Source organism: Mycobacterium sp. WUMAC-067 (genome assembly GCF_020217485.1).
Classification (GTDB): Bacteria; Actinomycetota; Actinomycetes; order Mycobacteriales; family Mycobacteriaceae; genus Mycobacterium.
The window spans coordinates 1-18,448 of the sequence record NZ_JAEKMI010000068.1 but is presented as its reverse complement, the minus strand read 5'-3'; the positions used below and the strand labels follow the sequence as shown (position 1 = coordinate 18,448).

At 63.3% G+C, this 18,448-nt stretch carries 15 protein-coding genes and 4 pseudogenes; 14 read left to right on the top strand and 5 right to left on the bottom strand.

Annotated features, from left to right (window positions below; genetic code table 11):
• From JF781_RS25590 to JF781_RS25570, 5 genes are all read left to right on the top strand, one after another.
• Nucleotides 1-426, top strand: a 426-nt coding sequence (locus JF781_RS25590; protein WP_225330304.1) for a site-specific integrase, incomplete at its 5' end; no start/stop codon positions are given.
• Entirely contained in the window at nt 423-2,885 is a 2,463-nt protein-coding gene (locus JF781_RS28635) for a site-specific integrase (protein ID WP_007168441.1), read from the top strand. The genes JF781_RS25590 and JF781_RS28635, both read left to right, overlap by 4 nt.
• Nucleotides 2,886-2,938: 53 nt before the next feature.
• Nucleotides 2,939-3,133, top strand: coding sequence for a hypothetical protein (locus JF781_RS25580; protein WP_007168442.1), 195 nt, complete (start codon nt 2,939-2,941; stop codon nt 3,131-3,133).
• A complete protein-coding gene (locus JF781_RS25575) occupies nt 3,123-3,554 on the top strand; it encodes a DUF6262 family protein (RefSeq protein WP_007168443.1) in 432 nt (143 codons plus the stop codon). The genes JF781_RS25580 and JF781_RS25575 overlap by 11 nt, the downstream gene beginning before the upstream one ends.
• Nucleotides 3,548-3,865 carry a transposase gene (locus JF781_RS25570; protein WP_075630241.1) on the top strand — a complete coding sequence of 106 codons (318 nt, stop codon included), beginning with the start codon at nt 3,548-3,550 and terminating at the stop codon, nt 3,863-3,865. The genes JF781_RS25575 and JF781_RS25570 overlap by 7 nt, the downstream gene beginning before the upstream one ends.
• 35 nt (nt 3,866-3,900) lie before the next feature.
• On the opposite strand, the pseudogene JF781_RS25565 reads toward JF781_RS25570, so the two are convergent.
• The 4 genes and pseudogenes from JF781_RS25565 to JF781_RS25550 all read right to left on the bottom strand — a co-directional run.
• Nucleotides 3,901-4,299: pseudogene (locus JF781_RS25565) on the bottom strand (transposase); the annotation flags it as partial.
• A 143-nt stretch (nt 4,300-4,442) separates the two neighbouring features.
• A pseudogene (locus tag JF781_RS25560) lies at nt 4,443-4,610 on the bottom strand (integrase); the annotation flags it as partial.
• A 112-nt stretch (nt 4,611-4,722) separates the two neighbouring features.
• Nucleotides 4,723-5,550 (bottom strand): transposase family protein, encoded by an 828-nt coding sequence (locus JF781_RS25555; RefSeq protein WP_224112851.1) that lies wholly within the window; start codon nt 5,548-5,550, stop codon nt 4,723-4,725.
• 25 nt (nt 5,551-5,575) lie between these two features.
• Nucleotides 5,576-5,860: pseudogene (locus tag JF781_RS25550) on the bottom strand (transposase); the annotation flags it as partial.
• A gap of 334 nt (nt 5,861-6,194) precedes the next feature.
• On the opposite strand from JF781_RS25550, the gene JF781_RS25545 reads away from it, so the two are divergent.
• The 9 genes from JF781_RS25545 (at nt 6,195) to JF781_RS25505 (ending at nt 17,462) form a co-directional block, all read left to right on the top strand.
• Entirely contained in the window at nt 6,195-7,823 is a 1,629-nt protein-coding gene (locus JF781_RS25545; protein ID WP_007168449.1) for a long-chain fatty acid--CoA ligase, read from the top strand.
• A 52-nt stretch (nt 7,824-7,875) separates the two neighbouring features.
• The gene (locus JF781_RS25540; RefSeq protein ID WP_007168450.1) at nt 7,876-8,817 is read left to right on the top strand and encodes a R2-like ligand-binding oxidase; all 942 of its coding nucleotides are present in this window, start codon (nt 7,876-7,878) and stop codon (nt 8,815-8,817) included.
• 206 nt (nt 8,818-9,023) lie between these two features.
• Complete coding sequence (locus JF781_RS25535) at nt 9,024-9,449, top strand: Zn-ribbon domain-containing OB-fold protein (protein WP_007168451.1); 426 nt, start codon at nt 9,024-9,026, stop codon at nt 9,447-9,449.
• On the top strand, nt 9,404-10,591 hold the full coding sequence (locus tag JF781_RS25530) for a thiolase family protein (protein WP_007168452.1): 1,188 nt from the start codon (nt 9,404-9,406) through the stop codon (nt 10,589-10,591). The genes JF781_RS25535 and JF781_RS25530 overlap by 46 nt, the downstream gene beginning before the upstream one ends.
• Nucleotides 10,592-10,657: 66 nt before the next feature.
• Nucleotides 10,658-11,551 carry an SDR family oxidoreductase gene (locus tag JF781_RS25525; protein WP_007168453.1) on the top strand — a complete coding sequence of 298 codons (894 nt, stop codon included), beginning with the start codon at nt 10,658-10,660 and terminating at the stop codon, nt 11,549-11,551.
• 30 nt (nt 11,552-11,581) lie between these two features.
• Nucleotides 11,582-13,201, top strand: coding sequence for a class I adenylate-forming enzyme family protein (locus tag JF781_RS25520; RefSeq protein WP_007168454.1), 1,620 nt, complete (start codon nt 11,582-11,584; stop codon nt 13,199-13,201).
• A gap of 247 nt (nt 13,202-13,448) precedes the next feature.
• Nucleotides 13,449-14,570, top strand: coding sequence for an acyl-CoA dehydrogenase family protein (locus JF781_RS25515; RefSeq protein ID WP_050790029.1), 1,122 nt, complete (start codon nt 13,449-13,451; stop codon nt 14,568-14,570).
• A gap of 42 nt (nt 14,571-14,612) precedes the next feature.
• Entirely contained in the window at nt 14,613-15,779 is a 1,167-nt protein-coding gene (locus JF781_RS25510) for an IS110 family transposase (RefSeq protein ID WP_007168456.1), read from the top strand.
• A gap of 465 nt (nt 15,780-16,244) precedes the next feature.
• On the top strand, nt 16,245-17,462 hold the full coding sequence (locus tag JF781_RS25505) for an acyl-CoA dehydrogenase family protein (RefSeq protein WP_007168458.1): 1,218 nt from the start codon (nt 16,245-16,247) through the stop codon (nt 17,460-17,462).
• 526 nt (nt 17,463-17,988) lie between these two features.
• On the opposite strand, the pseudogene JF781_RS25500 reads toward JF781_RS25505, so the two are convergent.
• Nucleotides 17,989-18,438 (bottom strand): annotated as a pseudogene (locus tag JF781_RS25500) (ATP-binding protein); the annotation flags it as partial.
• Nucleotides 18,439-18,448 lie beyond the last annotated feature (10 nt).

Genomic DNA, 18,448 nt, shown 5'->3' with positions numbered 1-18,448 from the left:
TTTGTGTGGCTCCGCCTGTATCAGCAAGACCTGCAGGCCAAGTTGCCGCGTGGCCGGACCCGGCCGCTGTGGTGGACACTACGCCGACCACACCGTCCGCTGACCTATCACGCCGCGCACAGGATGTTCGAGCGGGCCAATGCCTGCCTGGGCTCGGATTGGACGTTGCACGACCTGCGGCACAGCGCCGCGATGCGGATGGCGCGGGATCCGCAGATGACGTTGAGCGACGTGCAGTGGGTGATGGGCCACGCCCACTTGACCACCACCGAGTTGTATTTGACGCCCTCCAAAGAGGAGGTCGTAGCGAGTGTGCTGGCTCACCACGCGCGGCAAGCGGCGCGGCGCGAAGATCCGGTTCCACCGCCGCCGGCGCCGGGCTACGACCCGCAGTCGCTGAGCGTCCTGTTCGGGAGGTCGATGTGACCACGATCGCCAAACACGTTGCGCGCAAACCACTTGCCGTGGCGAATGCGACCAAGACTCAGATCAGCGGGCGGAACAAGCAGCTGCGCGAACGGTTCCCCGCCCGTCAGCCCGAGCATTGTGGGGCAGCCACGGCCGGAACCGCCCAGGACACCATGGTCAGGCTGACCTCCGGATTGTTTACCTCGGATGTCAAGGGGACCCAGGCGGGTCGACGACGCGGTGTGACCAAGCTGCTGGACTGGCTGGCGACGTTTCCGGGCGACACCTGGCAACAGCGTTGGGAACTCAGTGGCGTCGAGCAGCATCCCGGCAAGACCTGGACCGGGCTCTCACTGAGGTGGCTGCAGGAGCGCGGTCAGGACGCGTCGTACGACGTCGACGATCTGGCCTCGGGCCTGCTCGTGTTGATCTGCGGCGACGTCATCCGTCCGGGTGTGCCGTGGATGCTTACCCGCACCCACGCCCGGCTGGCCGGTGCGATGGCGCACATCAGAGACCCGCAAGGGTTCGCCCAGCTGCGGCGACTCGCCGAGACCCAACCGGCCAGCTCCGCCGTCGACGCGCGGGTCGCGGCGACCAGGATCGCGACCATCCTCGCGTGCAAGGGCGGACGTGTCGCCGACATCACTGTCGGCGACTGTGTCGAACTGGTCGACACCCTGCGCCAGGTACACGCTCGCGGCGGACAAAAGAAGGTCGACTTCTACCTACGCCTGCGTGCGATTGGCATCTTCCCCGACGATGCGCCGCACACGATTCGCGCATTCGGGCAAGCCACCGGGCGACTCACGATCGAAGAATTAGTGGATCGATATCCGTTGCGTTGCCGACCCATTCGCGACCTGCTTGTCGACTACCTGCGGGAACGTCAGCCGTCGCTGGACTTCGCCAGCATCGACGCGATCTCCCGCAGCCTGGCCGGGCTGTTCTGGGCCCGCATCGAAGCCATCGCACCGGGCATCGACACCCTGCAGCTGCCCCAGGACGTCATCCGGACCTGGAAGGACGACCTGGCCACCAAGAAGCGAACGATCACCAACGCCGCCGGTGAGCAGATCGAGGTCGCAACCCCGCGACTCAACGCCAAAGACGAACTACTCCGGGTGCGAGCGTTCTACCTCGACATCGCTCAATGGGCCGTCGACGATCCCGCCCGATGGGCCCGGTGGGCGGCTCCCTGCCCGATTGGCGACGCCGAGATCCGACGAGCCAAGGAACGCAAACACCGCAAGGCTCGGATGGACCAGCGCACCCGCGAACGACTGCCTGTGCTGCCGGTGCTGGTGCGCACCGCGAACGAGCGCCGCCGCACCGCACAACAGTTCTTGCAGGCCGCTGACCAGACGGTGTCTGGAACCCTGATCCCCGGCACCGACGCCAAATTACGGAAAGCGCACGTCCCCAAAGCCATAGGCCGCCACGTCTGGGCCGACGACACGGCCACGGGCAAACGGCGCAACCTGTCCTACGAGGACGACGAGGCGTTCTGGGCGTTCGCGACGATTGAAGTATTGCGACTGACCGGCATCCGCTGTGAGGAACTGCTTGAACTCAGCCACCACAGCATCACCGAATACCGCCTGCCCTCCAGCGGCGAAGTGGTGCCGCTGCTGCAGATCGCCCCCTCCAAGACCGACACCGAACGCCTGCTGCTCGTCAGCCCCGAACTCGCCGACGTGCTCAGCGCCATCATCACCCGCCTCCGCGCACCAAGCGGTGCGATACCCCTGGTGCCGTCCTACGACACCCGAGAGCGAGTCTGGAACCCGCCGATGCCGCTGCTGTTCCAACGCGCCATCGGCAACGAGCACCGCCCCTTCACACCCAGTGCGATCCGCAAACTGCTCATCGACGCACTCGCCGCCAGCGGGCTCACCGACGCCACCGGCGAACCGCTGATTTTCTCGCCCCACGACTTCAGAAGGATCTTCGTCACCGACGCAATCATGAGCGGGCTACCACCGCACATCGCCCAAATCATCTGCGGGCACAAGACAATTGACACAACCATGGGATACAAAGCCGTCTACCCCATGGAAGCGATCGAAGCCCACCGAGCGTTCATCGCTCGCCGACGGGCAACCCGACCCAGCGAGGAGTACCGGACCCCGACCGAGGACGAGTGGGACGACTTCCTCGCCCACTTCGAGAAGCGCAAGGTGTCGGTCGGGACGTGCGGCCGCGCGTTTGGAACGCCGTGTTTTCACGAGCACGCTTGCGTCCGATGTTCGCTTCTCCGGCCGGACCCAGCGCAACGACCACGCCTGGAAGAGATCCGCAGCAACCTCGAGGACCGAATCGAGGAGGCCAAACTTCACGGCTGGCTCGGCGAAGTCGAGGGACTCCAAGTCAGCCTCGCCGGGGTGAAAGACAAACTCACTCAGATCGACACGAGCCGTCGCCTCGCGGTCGACCTCGGAACCCCCTCCCTACCAACAAATGCGCGGCCACGATGAACGGATCGCTAAGTGCCCCAGCTAAGTTCAGAGAAGCCTGTCTGACCTGTCCGATGTTCCTCACCACCGCCGAGTTCCTGCCCCAGCACCACCAGCAGCGGCAACAGAGCCTGCAGCTGATCACCGCCGCCCAAGCCCGCGGACAACAACGTCTGGCCGAGATGAACCACCAAATCCTGCACAACCTGGACAACATCATCACCGCCCTCAACGATCCACAACCAGGGAAGGCCAAACATGCCGGCTGACAACAGCATCCACCTCATCCACGCCGCCCAGCAGCGGCACGAACACACCCGCGCCAAGGCCATCGCTGCGATGCACGAACTCGACCGGACCGGCGCCCTGCTCACCTTCGAATCCGTCGCCCGCCACGCCGGTGTCTCCCGCTCGTGGATCTACACCCAAACCGACCTCAAAGACGAGATCCGCCGGCTCCGCACCCAACACCGACCCGAGCCAAGCACACCGTTACCCGCCCGACAACGCGCCAGCGACGACTCCCCGCGGCAGCGCCTCGAAATCGCCAACCGCCGCAACCGCGAACTCGCCGACGAGAACCGGCGGCTACGCCGCCAACTGGCGTGCGCCCTTGGCCAACTCCGCGACGACACCGGCCGACATCATGAACCGACGCATCGCGATTCGGTAACAATCGGGCCGTGCTAACCGCCAAGCGATATCCATCTCCAACCGCGTCATGGACACCCTCCACGACACAAACCTGCAGGTCACAACAGCTACCGCGGCCAGAACTCCAGATAACAATCGAGTCACTCAACGCCCGCTACCGACGGGCGATCAAGGCTCGCGGCCATTTCCCCTCGGAGGCCGCGGCGCTGAAGTGCCTGTATATGGTGACTCGCTCCCTCGATCCCAAGGGCACCGGCCAGCAACGCTGGGCGGTCCGCTGGAAGCCCGCTTTGAACGCGTTCGCAGTAACATTCGCCAACAGAATGCCCGACCTCAACCGAGGATAGGGAAACGCCACTTACACCGAATTCCGGATGGACCCGTCGGCGAAGTGCGCGGCCACTTCGCCGGTCGTTAATCCTTTAGCGGTCAACGACAACACGATCTCGTCGATGCCGGTCAGCCGACGTTGGCGCTTCTTGACGATCTGCGGATCGAACGAGCTGTTGGTATCGCGCGGCACCTCGATCTCGACCGGTCCGATCTCGGTGAACACCGTCTTGGCCCGGGTGCCGTTGCGGGCGTTGCCGCTGCCACGTCCGACCGGGTCGTGCTTGTCATAGCCGAGGTGCTCGGCCATCTCTGCGTCCAGCGCGGTCTCCAATACATTCTTGGTGATCTGGTTGAGTAGCCCGTTCGGGCCGACCAGCTCCACGCCCTGCTCCTTGGCCTGGGCCAATAGTTGTTCAGCGAGCTGCTTTTGATCCACCTCGGTAGCCATGGGCTCGAGTGTTTCGGACATCATCAGTCCTTCCCGCCAAGCTCACGCTCGGCGTGTCAGACCAAGGTCAGATCCACCGCTGTTCAGACAGTCCCCATCCTCAGTTTCGATTGCAGGGACCAGATCTTGTTGAGCAACAGTGCCTTTGTGTCGTAACGGTGGTAGCCGACCACGGTGCGCACGATCGCCCAGTTCTTCTGCTCGACGTGGCAGCCGTCGTTTTTGTTTCCGGGCCGCGAGCGGGTGAAGGTGATCTGGCGCCGCTCGCACCAAGCCAGCAGGTGGTGGTTGATGAACTCGCTGCCGTTATCGAAAGCCCAGGATCGGGAAGGGCATGGTGGTGGCGATCGAGGTGCCTCACCAAAAAGTGAGCGCGAAGCGTGGGCTGGTGCCTCACGCATGGTGAGCGCGTGGGGGCTTGCACTACTTCGCCTTGGCCAATCGGTCGATTGACGGTTGCAATGCTTCCAGGTCGATGTGGCGGGCGGCGGCAAGGGCGTCGGTCTTGGTCTTGGCCAGGTCCAGTAGCTGCATTTGGATGGTGTTGATCTGCCGGGTCAAATCGGCCGGGTTGATGCCCTCGATTCGGGCGGACACATGCGAAAGCTGTTGCGCATCAAGTATTCCCGATTCCTGCAGACGTTGCCACGGCGTGGCCGGCGTGTCGTAGATGCGCGTGCGGCGACTGGCCGCGGTGGTGCTGTAGCCGATGGGCTTTTTCGTCGGGGTGAAGAAGTTGCACCGCAGCGACACCAGCTTCCACAGCCGGTTGAGCAGCTCCAGCTCCTCGGAGGTGTCGTAGCGCCAGTAGAACGCGTGTTTGCGCACCACGTGGTTGTTTTTTGACTCCACGTGCGCTTGGTCGTTCTTCTGGTACGGCCGCGAGTGGGTCTGGGCGATGTCGCGGGTCTGCAGCCAGGCGGCGACCTCGTGATTGATGAACTCACCGCCGCAGTCCAAAGCGAAAATCACCAGATCGAACGGGAACCGCTGTTGCAGCTCGTCGATGCCGGCCGTGATCCACTTCGAGGCGTTGTTGCGGATCGAGAAGTTCTCGGTCCAGCCGATCACCAGGTCGGTCATCGTCAGCGTGCGGGCGAACTCGCCGATCAATGTCGGGCCGCAGTGCGCCACGGTATCGGCCTCGATCACCCTCGGGGCCTCAGGTGCCTCATCGGCGCAGGTACGGATGGCGATCGAGTTACGCAGCAGCGGCGACGGTTTGGTCGTCGAGATGCCCTTGATGCGCATCCTGTCCCAGGGCCGGTTTCAGGTAGCGGTCCAGGGTGGCCGCGCTCATCGCCTTCAGCTCCGCTGATGCCGCCTCGGTGGCGAACGGCCTGTCAAGATCACCGGATTCAGCCAGCAGCGGCAGCCACAGACCCACCATGACCACCAGGTACTTGCCGCACGGCATGCCCATCAAGGCCCACACATACTCCAGCAGTGCCCTGGCGTCGTCGCTGAAGCCCCGCGGCCGCAACGTACGCCTGTCAACCTGCTCGGCCGGGTCCGGCAGCCTCGGGCCGGTCAGCATCCGCCGAGCCGTCGAGCGGCCCATCCCCGTGGTGGACACCACCCGATCCAAAATCTTGCTCTTGTCCGCCTTCAACGCCTTGCGGTACTGACCTCGCAGTTTGTTCGCTACCTGCCGCCTCGCAGCCATGTCGATCTTGCCTTCCACATCGGGCAGGCCTTCCGGGCCACGCGCTCAAAATAGGTGAGGCACCACCGCCGGCCACGCGCTCAAACTCAGTGAGGCACGCCGGACTATTGACAATTGGTCGATCTTTGTAAAAGATTGGTAATACCGTCTGTCCGGGGTATTCGGGAGCAGCCAGTTGCCCGGTCGACGGCCGTCAGTATCCGGGAATGACGGGCAAGGGATCCACGCTATGCAAAGCACTATGCAAGACGTTCCGCTTTCTGTGACATCGATCGTCAAGCATGCCAACTCCATTCACGCCGACCGCCGCGTCGTCACACCGACCGAGTCGGGCTACCGGGCCGCGACCTACGGCGAGGTCGGCCGGCGGGTCGGTCAGTTAGCTAATGCGCTGCATGACCTTGGCGTCACCGGCGATCAGCGTGTGGCTACCTTCCAGTGGAGCAACCAGGAACACTTGGAGGCCTATTGTGCGGTGCCGTCGATGGGCGCGGTGTTGCACACGCTCAATATTCGTCTTACCGCCGAGCAGCTTGGCTACATCGCCAACCACGCCGACGACAACATCGTCATCGTCGACATGTCGTTAGCGCCGCTACTTGCGCGTTCTTTGCCGGCCATATCGTCGGTGCACACGGTGATTGCGGTCGGTGAGGGCGATCCCGAGCCGCTACGGGCGGCCGGCAAGGCCGTCGTTTCGTACGAAGACCTGATCTCGACACATCCCACCGAGTTCGACTGGCCTGAACTCGATGAGACGTCGGCCTCGGCGATGTGCTACACCAGCGGCACCACCGGAAACCCCAAGGGCGTGGTCTACAGCCACCGATCCACCTACCTGCATTCACTGGCCGTCTGCACTGGCAACGGGTTGGGCATCGCTGAAGCCGACCGCATCTTGGCTATCGTGCCGATGTTTCAAGCCAATGCGTGGGGCCTTATCTATGCCGCGCTGATGGCGGGGGCCGAACTGGTACTCCCGCACCGATGGCTACAACCTGGAGCGCTGGTGGCCATCATCGAGGACACCCGCCCGACCGTGGCCGGTGCGGTGCCCACAATCTGGAATGACGTCCGGCACTTCCTGGGCTGCGAGCCCGGTCATGACATCTCGTCGCTGCGTCTGGTCGCGTGCGGCGGATCGGCGGTACCGGTGTCACTGATGCGCGGCTTCGAACGCGACCACGGCGTACCGATCGTGCAGGCGTGGGGAATGACCGAAACCTCGCCGCTGGCCACGGTGGCCAAACCGCCGACTGGGCTCGACGAAGACCAACAGTGGGCGCTGCGTGCCACCCAGGGCCGCCCGATATGCGGCGTGGAAATCCGGCTGCGCAACGACCAGGATCGCACCCTGCCGTGCAACGGAGAAGCGGTCGGCGAGATCCAAGCCCGCGGGCCGTGGGTAACTGGCTCTTATTTTCGCGACGACGACGCCGACAAGTTCGACCAGGGGTGGCTGCGCACTGGCGATGTCGGCCACGTCGACGAGCATGGCTTCTTGACGCTGACCGACCGTGCCAAAGACGTCATCAAGTCCGGCGGGGAGTGGATTTCGTCGGTCGAATTGGAGAATTTGCTGATCGCCCATTCCGGGGTACATGAAGCCGCGGTCATCGGTGTGCCCGACGAGAAGTGGCAGGAGCGTCCACTCGCTCTAGTGGTGGTCAAACCCGGCGCCGATATCACGCCAGATGAGCTACGTGCCTTCTTAGACGGCAAAGTCGCTACGTGGTGGATCCCGGAGCGCTGGGCCTTCGTCCCCGAAATCCCGCGAACCAGCGTCGGTAAATACGACAAGAAAGTGCTTCGGGCATGTTACACCGCCGGTGACTACAACATCGTGGAATTCGTCTAGCGACCAAGGTTCGCTAGACCCGGCAATGCAGCCGAATAATTAAGGAGGTTACATGGCAACCACACGTTACCATTCGCTGGGTGCCGGCGGGCTGAACTGGGAAAGCGTGCCACTCAGGCTGTTCGCTGGCGGCATCGCCAAACTCTGGGACCCCGCCAATATCGACTTCTCCCGCGACAGCGCCGATTGGGAGGCGCTTTCCGACCGCGAACGCGTGTACGTCACCCGATTGTGCGCGGGCTTCATTGCCGGAGAGGAAGCAGTCACCCAGGACATCCAGCCGTTCATGGCCGCAATGCGGGCCGAAGGCCGGCTCGGCGACGAGATGTACTTGACGCAGTTTGCGTTCGAGGAAGCCAAACACACCCAGGCGTTCCGCTTGTGGCTCGATGCCGTCGGGGTGCGCGACGACTTACATAGTTTCCTCGATCAAACTCCGGCATACCGGCAGTTGTTCGACGAGGAACTTCACGAATCGCTCAACACGCTCTATGTGGATCCCTCGCCGGCTGCCCAGGTTCGCGCTTCGGTGACGTACAACCACATCATCGAGGGCATGTTGGCGCTGACCGGCTACTACGCCTGGCACAAGATCTGCGTGGAGCACGGCATTCTTCCCGGCATGCAGCAGCTGATTCGGCACATCGGCGACGACGAGCGACGCCACATGGCATGGGGCACTTTCACCTGCCGGCGCCACGTCGCTGCCGACGACACCAATTGGACGGTGTTCGAAACGCGCATGAACGAACTCATTCCGCTGGGGCAGCGCCTGATCGACGAGGGTTCTGCACTGTATGGCGACGACATACCCTTCAATCTGTCAATCGACGAGATGAGGACCTATGCCACCGACAAGGGGATGCGCCGGTTCAGCACGATCAGCAGCGCCCGCGGGCGACCGCCCGAGGAAATCGACCTCGACTACTCGCCACTGCAGCTGGAGGACACCTTCGCGGACGAGGACGCGAGGGTGCTGGCCGGTTCGGCCTGACTTCGACGAGATCGGCGCCAGTGCGTAAAAACGCGGAATTTTTGCGCTGGAGTCGATTCGGCACTGCGAGTACCAACACTGCTCCAGCTTAGTTGCCGTCGCCGGTGCCACTATCTCGGCACGCTTCAAAGATCCGCGATGGCGCAACGCTCCAAGCGGCGGCGAGGCCAGTCATTGACCGCACGACCCGGAGGAGACGACACACGATGCGTCGACCACTTGAGGACGGCTACTTCACGATGCCCAACGGCGATGAGCAGCCGCGGTTGATCGGTTCCTATAGCCCTGCTGCCGACAAGTACTTCTTCCCCCGCCGCCGCCGCTGTCCGTTGACGGGCGGCCCGGTCGAGGATGTCCTGCTGTCACCAACCGGCGAACTGTACGCCTGGACCTACGTCGAGTCGGCGTGGATGGGCAAGTCCCGGTTCGGCTCCACAGGCGACGGGCACGGTGTCGGCCAAGTTGACCTACCGGAGGGCGTGCGCGTGCAATCCATCCTGCGTGGCGAGATGGGCGACTGGGAGATCGGCATGCCCATGCAGCTTGAGGTCTACCCCCTCATGACCGATGCCGATGGCACTGAGCTGTGCTCGTTCCGCTTTTGCCCTACTCGACGGGGGGCATCTCGGTGATGGCCCGCGACGTCTATGTGATCGGCGTGGGGATGGCCCCGTTCGGCCAGCCGGACGCCAACGCGGCCGACTTGGGCTTCGGGGCCGGTGTCAACGCGCTCGGTGACGCCGGCATCGGCTTCGATGAAGTCGGCTACCTCTACAACGGCTACATCGGCGCCGGTCTGCTCACGGGTGTCACCCTTGCGAAGGATCTCGGGCTTACCGGCATCCCGATCACCCACGTCGAGAACGCGTCGGCCACCGGATCGTGCGCCTTCCATGAGGCGGTCCAGGTGGTGGCGGGGGGGAGCGTCGATATCGCGATGGCGCTAGGGTTTGACGACCTCAATCGCGCCACTCGAGCTATCGGGGGCAGCAAGCCCGGCATTGGCCAGGTGATCCTCCCGGCGGCGTTTTTCGCCATGTGGGCGACACGTCGCATGCACGAAGTGGGCACGACGGTCGAGACCTTCGCCGCCATCGCGGCAAAGAATTGGAACCATGCGCGGCTGAATCCCTACGCGCAACGTCGGGCCGACCATGAGGTCACCGTCGAAGAGATCCTCGCCTCGCGCATGATTTCCTACCCGCACACTTCGAAGATGGCCTGCGCCGCTGGCTCTGGGGCTGCGGCCGCGATCGTCGCGAGCCGCGAGGCGGCAGAGCGCGTGGCCGGTTCACGCCCGCTGGTGAAGGTGGTCGCCAGCCAGCAGCAGTCCGAGCAGTTCGTTGACGGCCACATTTTCATGGGTGCGGTCGTCGGTCCGGGCGAGCTCACCGCGGCCACGGCAAAGGCCGCCTACGACGAGGCCGGTGTCGGGCCGGCCGACCTCGACCTCGCCCACGTGCACGACGCATTCCCCATCGAGGAACTGATGTATTACGAGCTGCTCGGGGTGTGCGCGGCTGGGGAGGGGGACAAGCTCGTCTCCGAGGGCGCGACCAGCCTGGGTGGTCGTATCCCGTTCTCGACCGACGGCGGGCTGATCGGGCGCGGTCATCCCGGTGGGCCGACCGGCCTGGCCCAGATCTGGGATGTGACACGGCAGCTGCGGGGCGAGGCGGGCCCGCTGCAGGTCGAAGGCGCTCGAACCGGGCTTGCTCACATGATGGGCGCGGGCTCGGTCTGTGTCATCCACATCCTGCAGGCCGGGCGGTGACGTCATTCAACACATCCGATAAGAGAGAAATCGCCCTGCGGGGCGACAGCATGGAAGGGAAATCGCGTGGCTGAGCTTAGCTTCGACGGGAGGGTCGCCATCGTGACCGGGGCGGGAAACGGTCTCGGCAAGGAGCATGCGATGCTGCTTGCATCACGCGGCGCGCGCGTGTTGGTGAACGATCTCGGCGGCAGCGTCGCCGGCGTCGGCGCGGACCTGACCGCGGCGGAGGCCGTCGCTCAGGAGATCGAAGCCGCCGGCGGTATCGCGGTCGCCGATGGTCACAGCGTGGCGACCCGAGAAGGTGGGGCGGCCATCGTGCAGGCGGCTCTCGACGCCTTCGGGCGGGTCGACATCGTCGTCAACAACGCGGGCATCCTGCGCGACAAGTCCTTCCACAATCTCACGCCGGAGCTACTCGATCCGGTGATCGATGTCCATCTCTACGGCACCATCTGGGTGACCCAGCCGGCGTTCCTCAGGATGCGCGAGCAGGGCTACGGCCGGATCGTCAACACCTCCTCCGCCGCCGGGATTTTCGGCAACTTCGGTCAGACCAACTACGGGGCCGCGAAGATGGGGGTCATCGGCTTCACACGGGTGCTCGCCCAGGAAGGCGCGAAGTACAACATCAAGGTGAACGCGATCGCGCCGATGGCGCGGACCCGGATGACCGAGGAACTCCTCGGGCCGATCGCCAAGAAGCTGGACCCGGCACTGGTCGCCCCGGTCGTCGCGTATCTCTGCCATGAATCCTGCGATCTCACGTCGAGGATCTTCTCCGTTGGGGGCGGGCGAGTGGCCGAGATCTTCATCAGTGTGACGAAGGGCTTCTCATCGCCGACGCTCGATATCGAAGCGGTCCAGGACAACCTTGAGGCGATCTGCGACCGAGAGGGATACCAGACTCCAACGCAGGCCAACGACGAGATCGGCCTCGTGCTTCAAGCGCTCGGCTGAACACGTACGTACGTTGAGGAGGACCATGCCATGGCCGTGATCGACCTGCTGCGCCAAGCGGTAGAGGACCGACCGGACAAGACCGCCGTCATCGCCGAGGACGGCGCGGCCACTTTCCGCGAGCTCGACGCTGCCAGCAGCCGGGTCGCCCAGCAATTGCACGCCGCTGGGGTGAGCCGCGGTCACAAGGTGGCGATGCTGCTCGCCAACGACCAAGCGATGCATTTCAATGCAGTGTATTTCGGCATCCACAAACTTGGTGCCGTGCCGGTGCCGCTCAATACCCGGTGGGCAGCGCCGGAAAAGCTGTTCGTGCTTGAGCACAGCGACGCCGTGGCGGTGATCACCGGTCTCGCCCACCGGGAGGTTCTGGTTGCGCTTGCCGAAGGCGAATCTGTCGAGATCGGCGGCCGTCCCGGTAGCTTCCAACTTGAGCACTTCTTCGTGACCGGCAGCGAGGCGCTGGATGGATTCACCCCCCTGGGCGACGTGGTGGGCGCGGGCTCTGCGGACGTGCCGCTCCTCGAGCCTTCCCTGAGCGCCGACGACCCGGCGGATCTGCTCTATACGTCCGGCACCACCGGGATGCCCAGGGGCGTGCTGGTGCCCGAGGGCAACCTCGCCGACGAGCCCGGCCAGGCGAGCCTCGGGCAGCTTCTCGGCGCGATGTTCGGCGAGAGCCTGCTTCATGCGGTGCCCTTGTTCGGTTTCACGGGCTGCCATGGCCTGATGCTGCTAAGCATTCGTGCCGGGGTCACGCAGATCGTGTTGCCGCGTTTTGATCCCGAGCAGTTGCTCGCGGCGATCGAGCGCTACCGCGCCACGTCGATCATGGGTGTGCCGACAATGCTGAATTTGGCCATGAAGCACCCCACGGTGGGTGATCACGACTACAGCTCGCTGCAGCTCGTGTTTTTCGGGGCGGCGCCGATCCAGCCCGACACCGTGCGCAAAATGCGGCAGGTGTGGCCCGGAGCGAAGATGCTGAACGCTTACAGCCTCACCGAGGCCGGTGCCGGCGCGGCCTGCATCCTCGGTCCCGACCCAGATGACATCCTTGCCCGGCCGGGCTCGGTTGGCAGGCCCGTAGGATGCGAGGTTGTCGTCGTTGATGACTACGATAACCCACTCCCCCCAGGCAAGGTCGGCGAGATCTGCTTTAAGTCGAAGATAGCTCGGCGCAGCTACTACAAGGGGGAGCAGCCCACCGCGGAACTTTGGAGCGGTGGACTGTTGCACACCGGCGACGTGGGTTATGTCGCTGACGATGGCTACGTCTATCTGACCGAGCGCAAAAAAGACATGATCCTGCGCGGCGGCTACAACATCTTCGCCATCGAGGTCGAGCGCGTGCTGCTCGAGATGCCCGAGGTGCTCGAGGCCGCAGTCATCGCGGTGCCGCATTCGGACCTCGGTGAGGATCTCCTAGCGGTGATCGCGCCCAAGCCCGGGTTCAGCGGCGGCGAAGGCGAACTCACCGCGGAGCGGATCAACCAGTTCTGCCGCCAGCACCTCGCCGACTACAAATGCCCGCGCCACATGGTCGTAGTGGACGAGCTACCGAAGAACGCCATGGCCAAGGTCATGAAAAACGAACTCCGACAGCGCTTCCGAGATCACCTGTTCGATCAAGGGGCCGAAAACAAATGAATGCTCCTTGAATATCGGCTTAACAGCGCGACGGCGGCCATTCCGAGCAGTGTCCGGCGCATAGCCACAGAAGAACCGTAAAGCGAGCGGATGGGGACGGCGGAAGATGCCAAGGCCGGTGAGACAGTGCTTACGCGGAATTGATGAGCGCTTCGGTGTGTGGATTGGTCGATCCAGGCGACGGTAAGGCCGTCCCTATTTCTTTTCGCGACAACAACTGTTTGAAGAGAAGATGAGGTGCCATGTCATGGATTTCATGCTCAGTCCAGAACAGGACGATTTCCGCCAGACTATACAGCAGTTCGTTACCGAACTGTCACCGCTGGCCAAGGTTCGCCAGGCGGTAACAACTGCGCCGGGATATGACATCGACCTTTGGTCTCGCATGAGTCGGGAACTGGGGCTGCCGAGTCTGCTCGTACCGGAGGAGTACGGCGGTGCGGCAGCAACGATGATCGAGGCTGCTGTCGCCATCGAGGAGCTTGGACGCGGCATCGTGCCGTGCCCGCTGTTCGCGACCGTCGCGCTCGGTGTCGCGCCGATCTTGATCGCGGCCAGCCAGGAGCAGAAGAGAGAACTGCTTCCAGAGATAGCCGCGGGCGCTCGTACAGTCACGACTGCTATCAATGAACCGGGTTGCGTTGACGGCTTCGGTGCTGTAGCCATGCGAGCGGCGACAAATGGCGACGCCGTCACGCTGTCTGGGACCAAGATTCATGTGATCGACGGCCATAGTGCGGACACCCTGCTGGTGCTCGCTCTGCCGCCCGGTGACTCCGCTGAGCCGGCATTGTACCTCGTTGACGGTAACGCCGTCGGCCTCACCCGTACACGCGTCGAGACCCTGGACATCACCCGACCGCTGGCCACCCTGACCTTCGACGCCGTCTCTGCGGTTCCCTTGGCTGGCGCGCACGGCGTCGCGCCCATACGCCGTGCGTTAGATGTCGCGAAGACGTTACTCGCAGCGGAGATGGTTGGTGGCACCGAGGGCGCTATGACCATGTCCGTCGAATACGCCAAGGTGCGTCACCAGTTCAATCGGCCCATCGGCTCCTTCCAGGCGATCAAGCACCGATGCGCCGAGATGGCAATCGAACTGGACAGTGCTCGTGCAGTCACTCTCTACGCGGCTCATCTGGCAGCGGAGGAGAGCGCTGACCTCGCCAAGGCGGCCCCCATTGCCGTGGCAACCGCCGCGGCCGGATTTGACTTCACCGCATCGTGGAATGTGCAGATTCACGGCGGGATCGGGTTCACCTGGGAGCACGACGCACACCTCTACTACCGGCGGGCGAAAGCCGACCGGGTACTGCTGGGCTCAGTACGCGAGCAATGGCTCGAGGTCGCTGACCGCATCGGGCTCTAAACACCGCCACATACTTCGTCGGCACGAACAGAGAAAGATGACATGTGGATGGGGACCCCCTCAGCTCAGACGCTCGTTGATATAGGCGTTAGAGGAATTTTTCAGGAGCTCGAGGAGGTCCCGATGACGATGGTAGGCGGTTTCGACGTGCGGCGACAGCAGATCACATTCGATTACGTCGATTATGACGGCTTGTTGCGCTGGGGTCAGATCGGTCCGGCGACCCGGAAAGCGTTGCGGAACTGGCTGGCTGAGCACTGCAGCGATGGGGACGGCCAGTTCGCGCTGGAGGGCTGCCCGGGGTGGCGGTATGTGTGCGAGGAGCTGGCCGCTGCTGGGATCTGCGCGCACCTGGGGGATGCGGCCGAGATTGCCGTCTTACCGGAGCCCAAGAAGCGCGCCAAGACCGACCGCGCCGATACTCGGTTGCTGCGTACGCTGTTGTTCGAGGACCGGTTCCCCGAGTCGTGGATCCTACCCGCACACATGCTGGAGATCCGCACGCTGGGCCGGTTGTACTACACGTTGATGGACGAGCGGCGGGCCTGGCAGCAGCGCATCCATGTCCAGCTGTTCCATCAGGGCTGTCCACCGATTCGGGCGCTGTTATCCGGCGCAGGCCGCGCGGCGCTGGACAGCGTCGACTTGTCGGCGGCGGGCCGGCGGTGCGTTGACACTGCGCTACGGCGCATCGATCAGCTAAGCACCGAGATCGACCCGCTGCCAAGCCAATTAGTCAACTTCGCCCGACGCCAAGCCGGGTGTCAGGCAATGCAGCGCCATTACGGCATCGGTTGGTTGTGCGCGGCGATCATCTGGTCCGAGGTCGGTGATGTCCGCCGATTCAGCAGTTCCCATCGGCTGGTGCGGTTTGCTGGGCTGGATGTCACCGTGTACTCCTCTGATACCAAACGCTCACCAGGGCACCTGTCGCGAGAGGGCTCACCCGAGCTGCGCTGGGCGGCGTTTGAGGCAGCCGAGTGCGCGAGCCGGCGCCGTTCCCTTGATTACGGTTACTACCACAAGCTGGCAGCCAAGCGCGACGGCCACAACGGCAAGAATCCCCACCCTGGCGGTGGAACGCAAAATTCTGCGCCGATGCTATCACCCGCTGCGTGCGTTCGAAGATGGCGCCCTGGCGCTGCCAGTCCCCGAACGCCAGGAGGTGGCCTCTTAAATGATGCGTTGCGCGCCTGCCATGCCCATTAATCACCTGATGCTAATCACCTGATGCCTGCGGCCAGCGCCCGTGTGGTTCCTGTCGCCACTCCGCTGTTGGGTGGACTTCCCGGAAAGATTGAGCGGCCGCGCCTTCGTTGCCCGCACGTCGGGCACCCCATCGATCATCAAGTTGCCGGATATCGTCCGTGGACTCAGATAAGGCTGGGCGCCGGCACACGCGACGCGCGTCTTTCGCCCCACATTTATGCACCGGAGGGCAGCAGATGACTTGAACCACACCGTCTTTTCCTGTTCCCCGGCGGCCAAGTATGCGGCGGATCCTCGTCGGTCTCAAGGTCGTTCGTCCTCGCTACGCTGCGGGCGCTCCGCCTTGACCCCGACCGCGGTCCACCGCCTTCAAGCGGTCGAAAACGAAGCAAAACACGCAAAAAATAACCCAATGGATCCACCTTTACGCGGGTCCTCAACACAGATAAGGGACGACGATTCGATATGGACCTGTCTTATCCCCCGTCAGCTGAGGCGTTCAGGTCACGAGTGCGCGACTTCATCACCGCGAACGTCCCTGCCGACTTCGCTGGAATCGGGGCGTTGGATCAAACCCGGCGGAAGGAGTTCATCCGAGAGTGGCGGAAGACGCTCGCGGACAACGGCCTACTCGCCGTGTTGTGGCCAAAGCGATATGGCGGAGCGGGACTGACCCCACTCCACCAAGTCGTGCTGGCCGAGGAGTTTGCTCGCGCCGGGGTACCCGCCGGAACTGAGAACGACATGTTCGGGATTCAGCTGCTTGGCAACACGCTTGTCGTCTGCGGCACCGAGGACCAGAAGAATTGGTTCTTGCCGCGAATTCTGTCCGGTGATGATCGGTGGTGCCAGGGGTTTTCCGAACCCGACGCGGGATCGGATCTGGCCAGCCTGCGGACGAGAGCGGTTCTTGATGGCGACGAATGGGTCATCAACGGGTCCAAGATCTGGACTTCAGTGGGACACCTCGCCAACTGGATCTTCGCACTGTGCCGCACCGACATGGATGCTCCCAAGCACCGGGGGATCTCATTTCTGCTCGTGCCGATGGATCAGCCCGGCGTGGAGGTTCGACCCATCAAGAATATAGTGGGCCAGTCGATGTTCAACGAGGTGTTCTTCACCGACGCCCGAACCGCTGCAGACAACGTTGTCGGGGAAGTGAACGCAGGATGGTCGGTGGCCATGACGCTGCTGGGTTTCGAGCGTGGAACAAGTGTCACCACCGACGCGATTCGCTTCCAAGCTGAGATCGACCGGCTCTTCGAGCTGGCGAAAGAACGAGGTAAGACTAACGACCCGCATATCCGTGAGCAGCTCGCTTGGTGCTATGGTCGCGTCGAGATTATGCGGTGTCGTGGGTATCAGGCGTTGACGCGCTTCTTACACGGTGAGTATCCAGGTCCCGAGGCCGCGATGACCAAGATCCTCTGGAGCGAGTTCTTCCAACGCGAGACCGAACTGGCGATGGAGATCCTCGAGACGGACGTGTTGACGCTGTCGGGCACGGGAACGAACGGCGCCTTGGCGACTGCGGATGTCGGAACACCGAATTCGTCGCTCGCGTGGGTTGAGTCGGCATTGGCGGCGCGAGCCGCCACGATTTATGCGGGCAGTTCACAGGTGCAGCGCAATATCATCGGCGAGAAACTGCTCGGCCTGCCCAAGGAACCGCGCCTCTAGGATCCGAACAATGCCGGAGCCCGTAGACACCAGTAGTGCCGCTTCCGGTAGATGGGCGGCCATCTCGAATGCGGAATACCTGCGCAAGTGGCTGGGCCTTGGTATCGCGATCGGCACTCGGCGACGCCTGAAAACTGACCCCGTGTCGACGCAGATTTTGACCCCTTCGACCGATTCTCGGCTTGGGCCGAGAGGAGAAAGGAGTTGTTGTCAGTGGACGATTGGCTGAGATCCGCAGACCGCCGCTGTTGAAGATGTTGCCGAAAAGCGGTTCTCCGCGCAGCGGTCACCGTGCCGGTGATGGGTGCGACCAACCGATAATCCATTTTGATGATCATCACCGGCTCGTCGTGACGAAGTATCTTGCGGGAACAGCGGATGACACCGGACCGGATCCGCAGCGTCTTAGGACGATGCGGGCTTGCTCTTTGAGCAGCAAGGCCTCTGTCAATGGCCATTTAGAAGTGTCGCTTGCCAGGGTGATGGGGCCACCTGATTGCCAGGGGGATGGGACCACCGTGGCGCGTTATTGAGGAAGCTCGTCGTCGTGGTCTGGGTCAAGCTGGCTGGGTCGGGTGCGTTGACGGTAGGACGGTCCTTCGATGACGAGGGTGTGGGCGGTGGCCGTGAGTCGGTCGATCGCTGATTGGGCCAGCAGGGTGTCGGCGGTCATGGTCAACCATTCGGAGGGTTCTCGGTTGGAGGTCACGATGGTCGTTTTGGCGCGGTGGCGTTCGACGATGATTTCGTAGAAGTCGCTGGTCTCTGTGGCGCCGAGGGGTCTGAGCGCAAAGTCGTCGATAATGAGGACGTCGATGGTGGTGAGTCGGCGGATCTCGGCGTCGACGGTGTTGTCCAGGCGGGCGGCGCGCAGCCGGGTGAACAGCTTGTCGGATCGGGCGAACAGTACGGAGTTGCGTCGGCGAATTACCATGTGTCCCAATGCTGTTGCCAGATACGTCTTGCCTACTCCGACCTCGTGTCAA

Excerpts from the sequence above, each read along its gene's own strand:
- JF781_RS25580 (WP_007168442.1), top strand. The coding sequence starts at position 2,939 with ATGTTCCTCACCACCGCCGAGTTCCTGCCCCAGCACCACCAGCAGCGG.
- JF781_RS25575 (WP_007168443.1), top strand. The coding sequence starts at position 3,123 with ATGCCGGCTGACAACAGCATCCACCTCATCCACGCCGCCCAGCAGCGG.
- JF781_RS25555 (WP_224112851.1), bottom strand. The coding sequence starts at position 5,550 with ATGCGCATCAAGGGCATCTCGACGACCAAACCGTCGCCGCTGCTGCGT.
- JF781_RS25545 (WP_007168449.1), top strand. The coding sequence starts at position 6,195 with ATGCAAAGCACTATGCAAGACGTTCCGCTTTCTGTGACATCGATCGTC.
- JF781_RS25540 (WP_007168450.1), top strand. The coding sequence starts at position 7,876 with ATGGCAACCACACGTTACCATTCGCTGGGTGCCGGCGGGCTGAACTGG.
- JF781_RS25535 (WP_007168451.1), top strand. The coding sequence starts at position 9,024 with ATGCGTCGACCACTTGAGGACGGCTACTTCACGATGCCCAACGGCGAT.
- JF781_RS25520 (WP_007168454.1), top strand. The coding sequence starts at position 11,582 with ATGGCCGTGATCGACCTGCTGCGCCAAGCGGTAGAGGACCGACCGGAC.
- JF781_RS25515 (WP_050790029.1), top strand. The coding sequence starts at position 13,449 with ATGGATTTCATGCTCAGTCCAGAACAGGACGATTTCCGCCAGACTATA.
- JF781_RS25510 (WP_007168456.1), top strand. The coding sequence starts at position 14,613 with ATGTGGATGGGGACCCCCTCAGCTCAGACGCTCGTTGATATAGGCGTT.
- JF781_RS25505 (WP_007168458.1), top strand. The coding sequence starts at position 16,245 with ATGGACCTGTCTTATCCCCCGTCAGCTGAGGCGTTCAGGTCACGAGTG.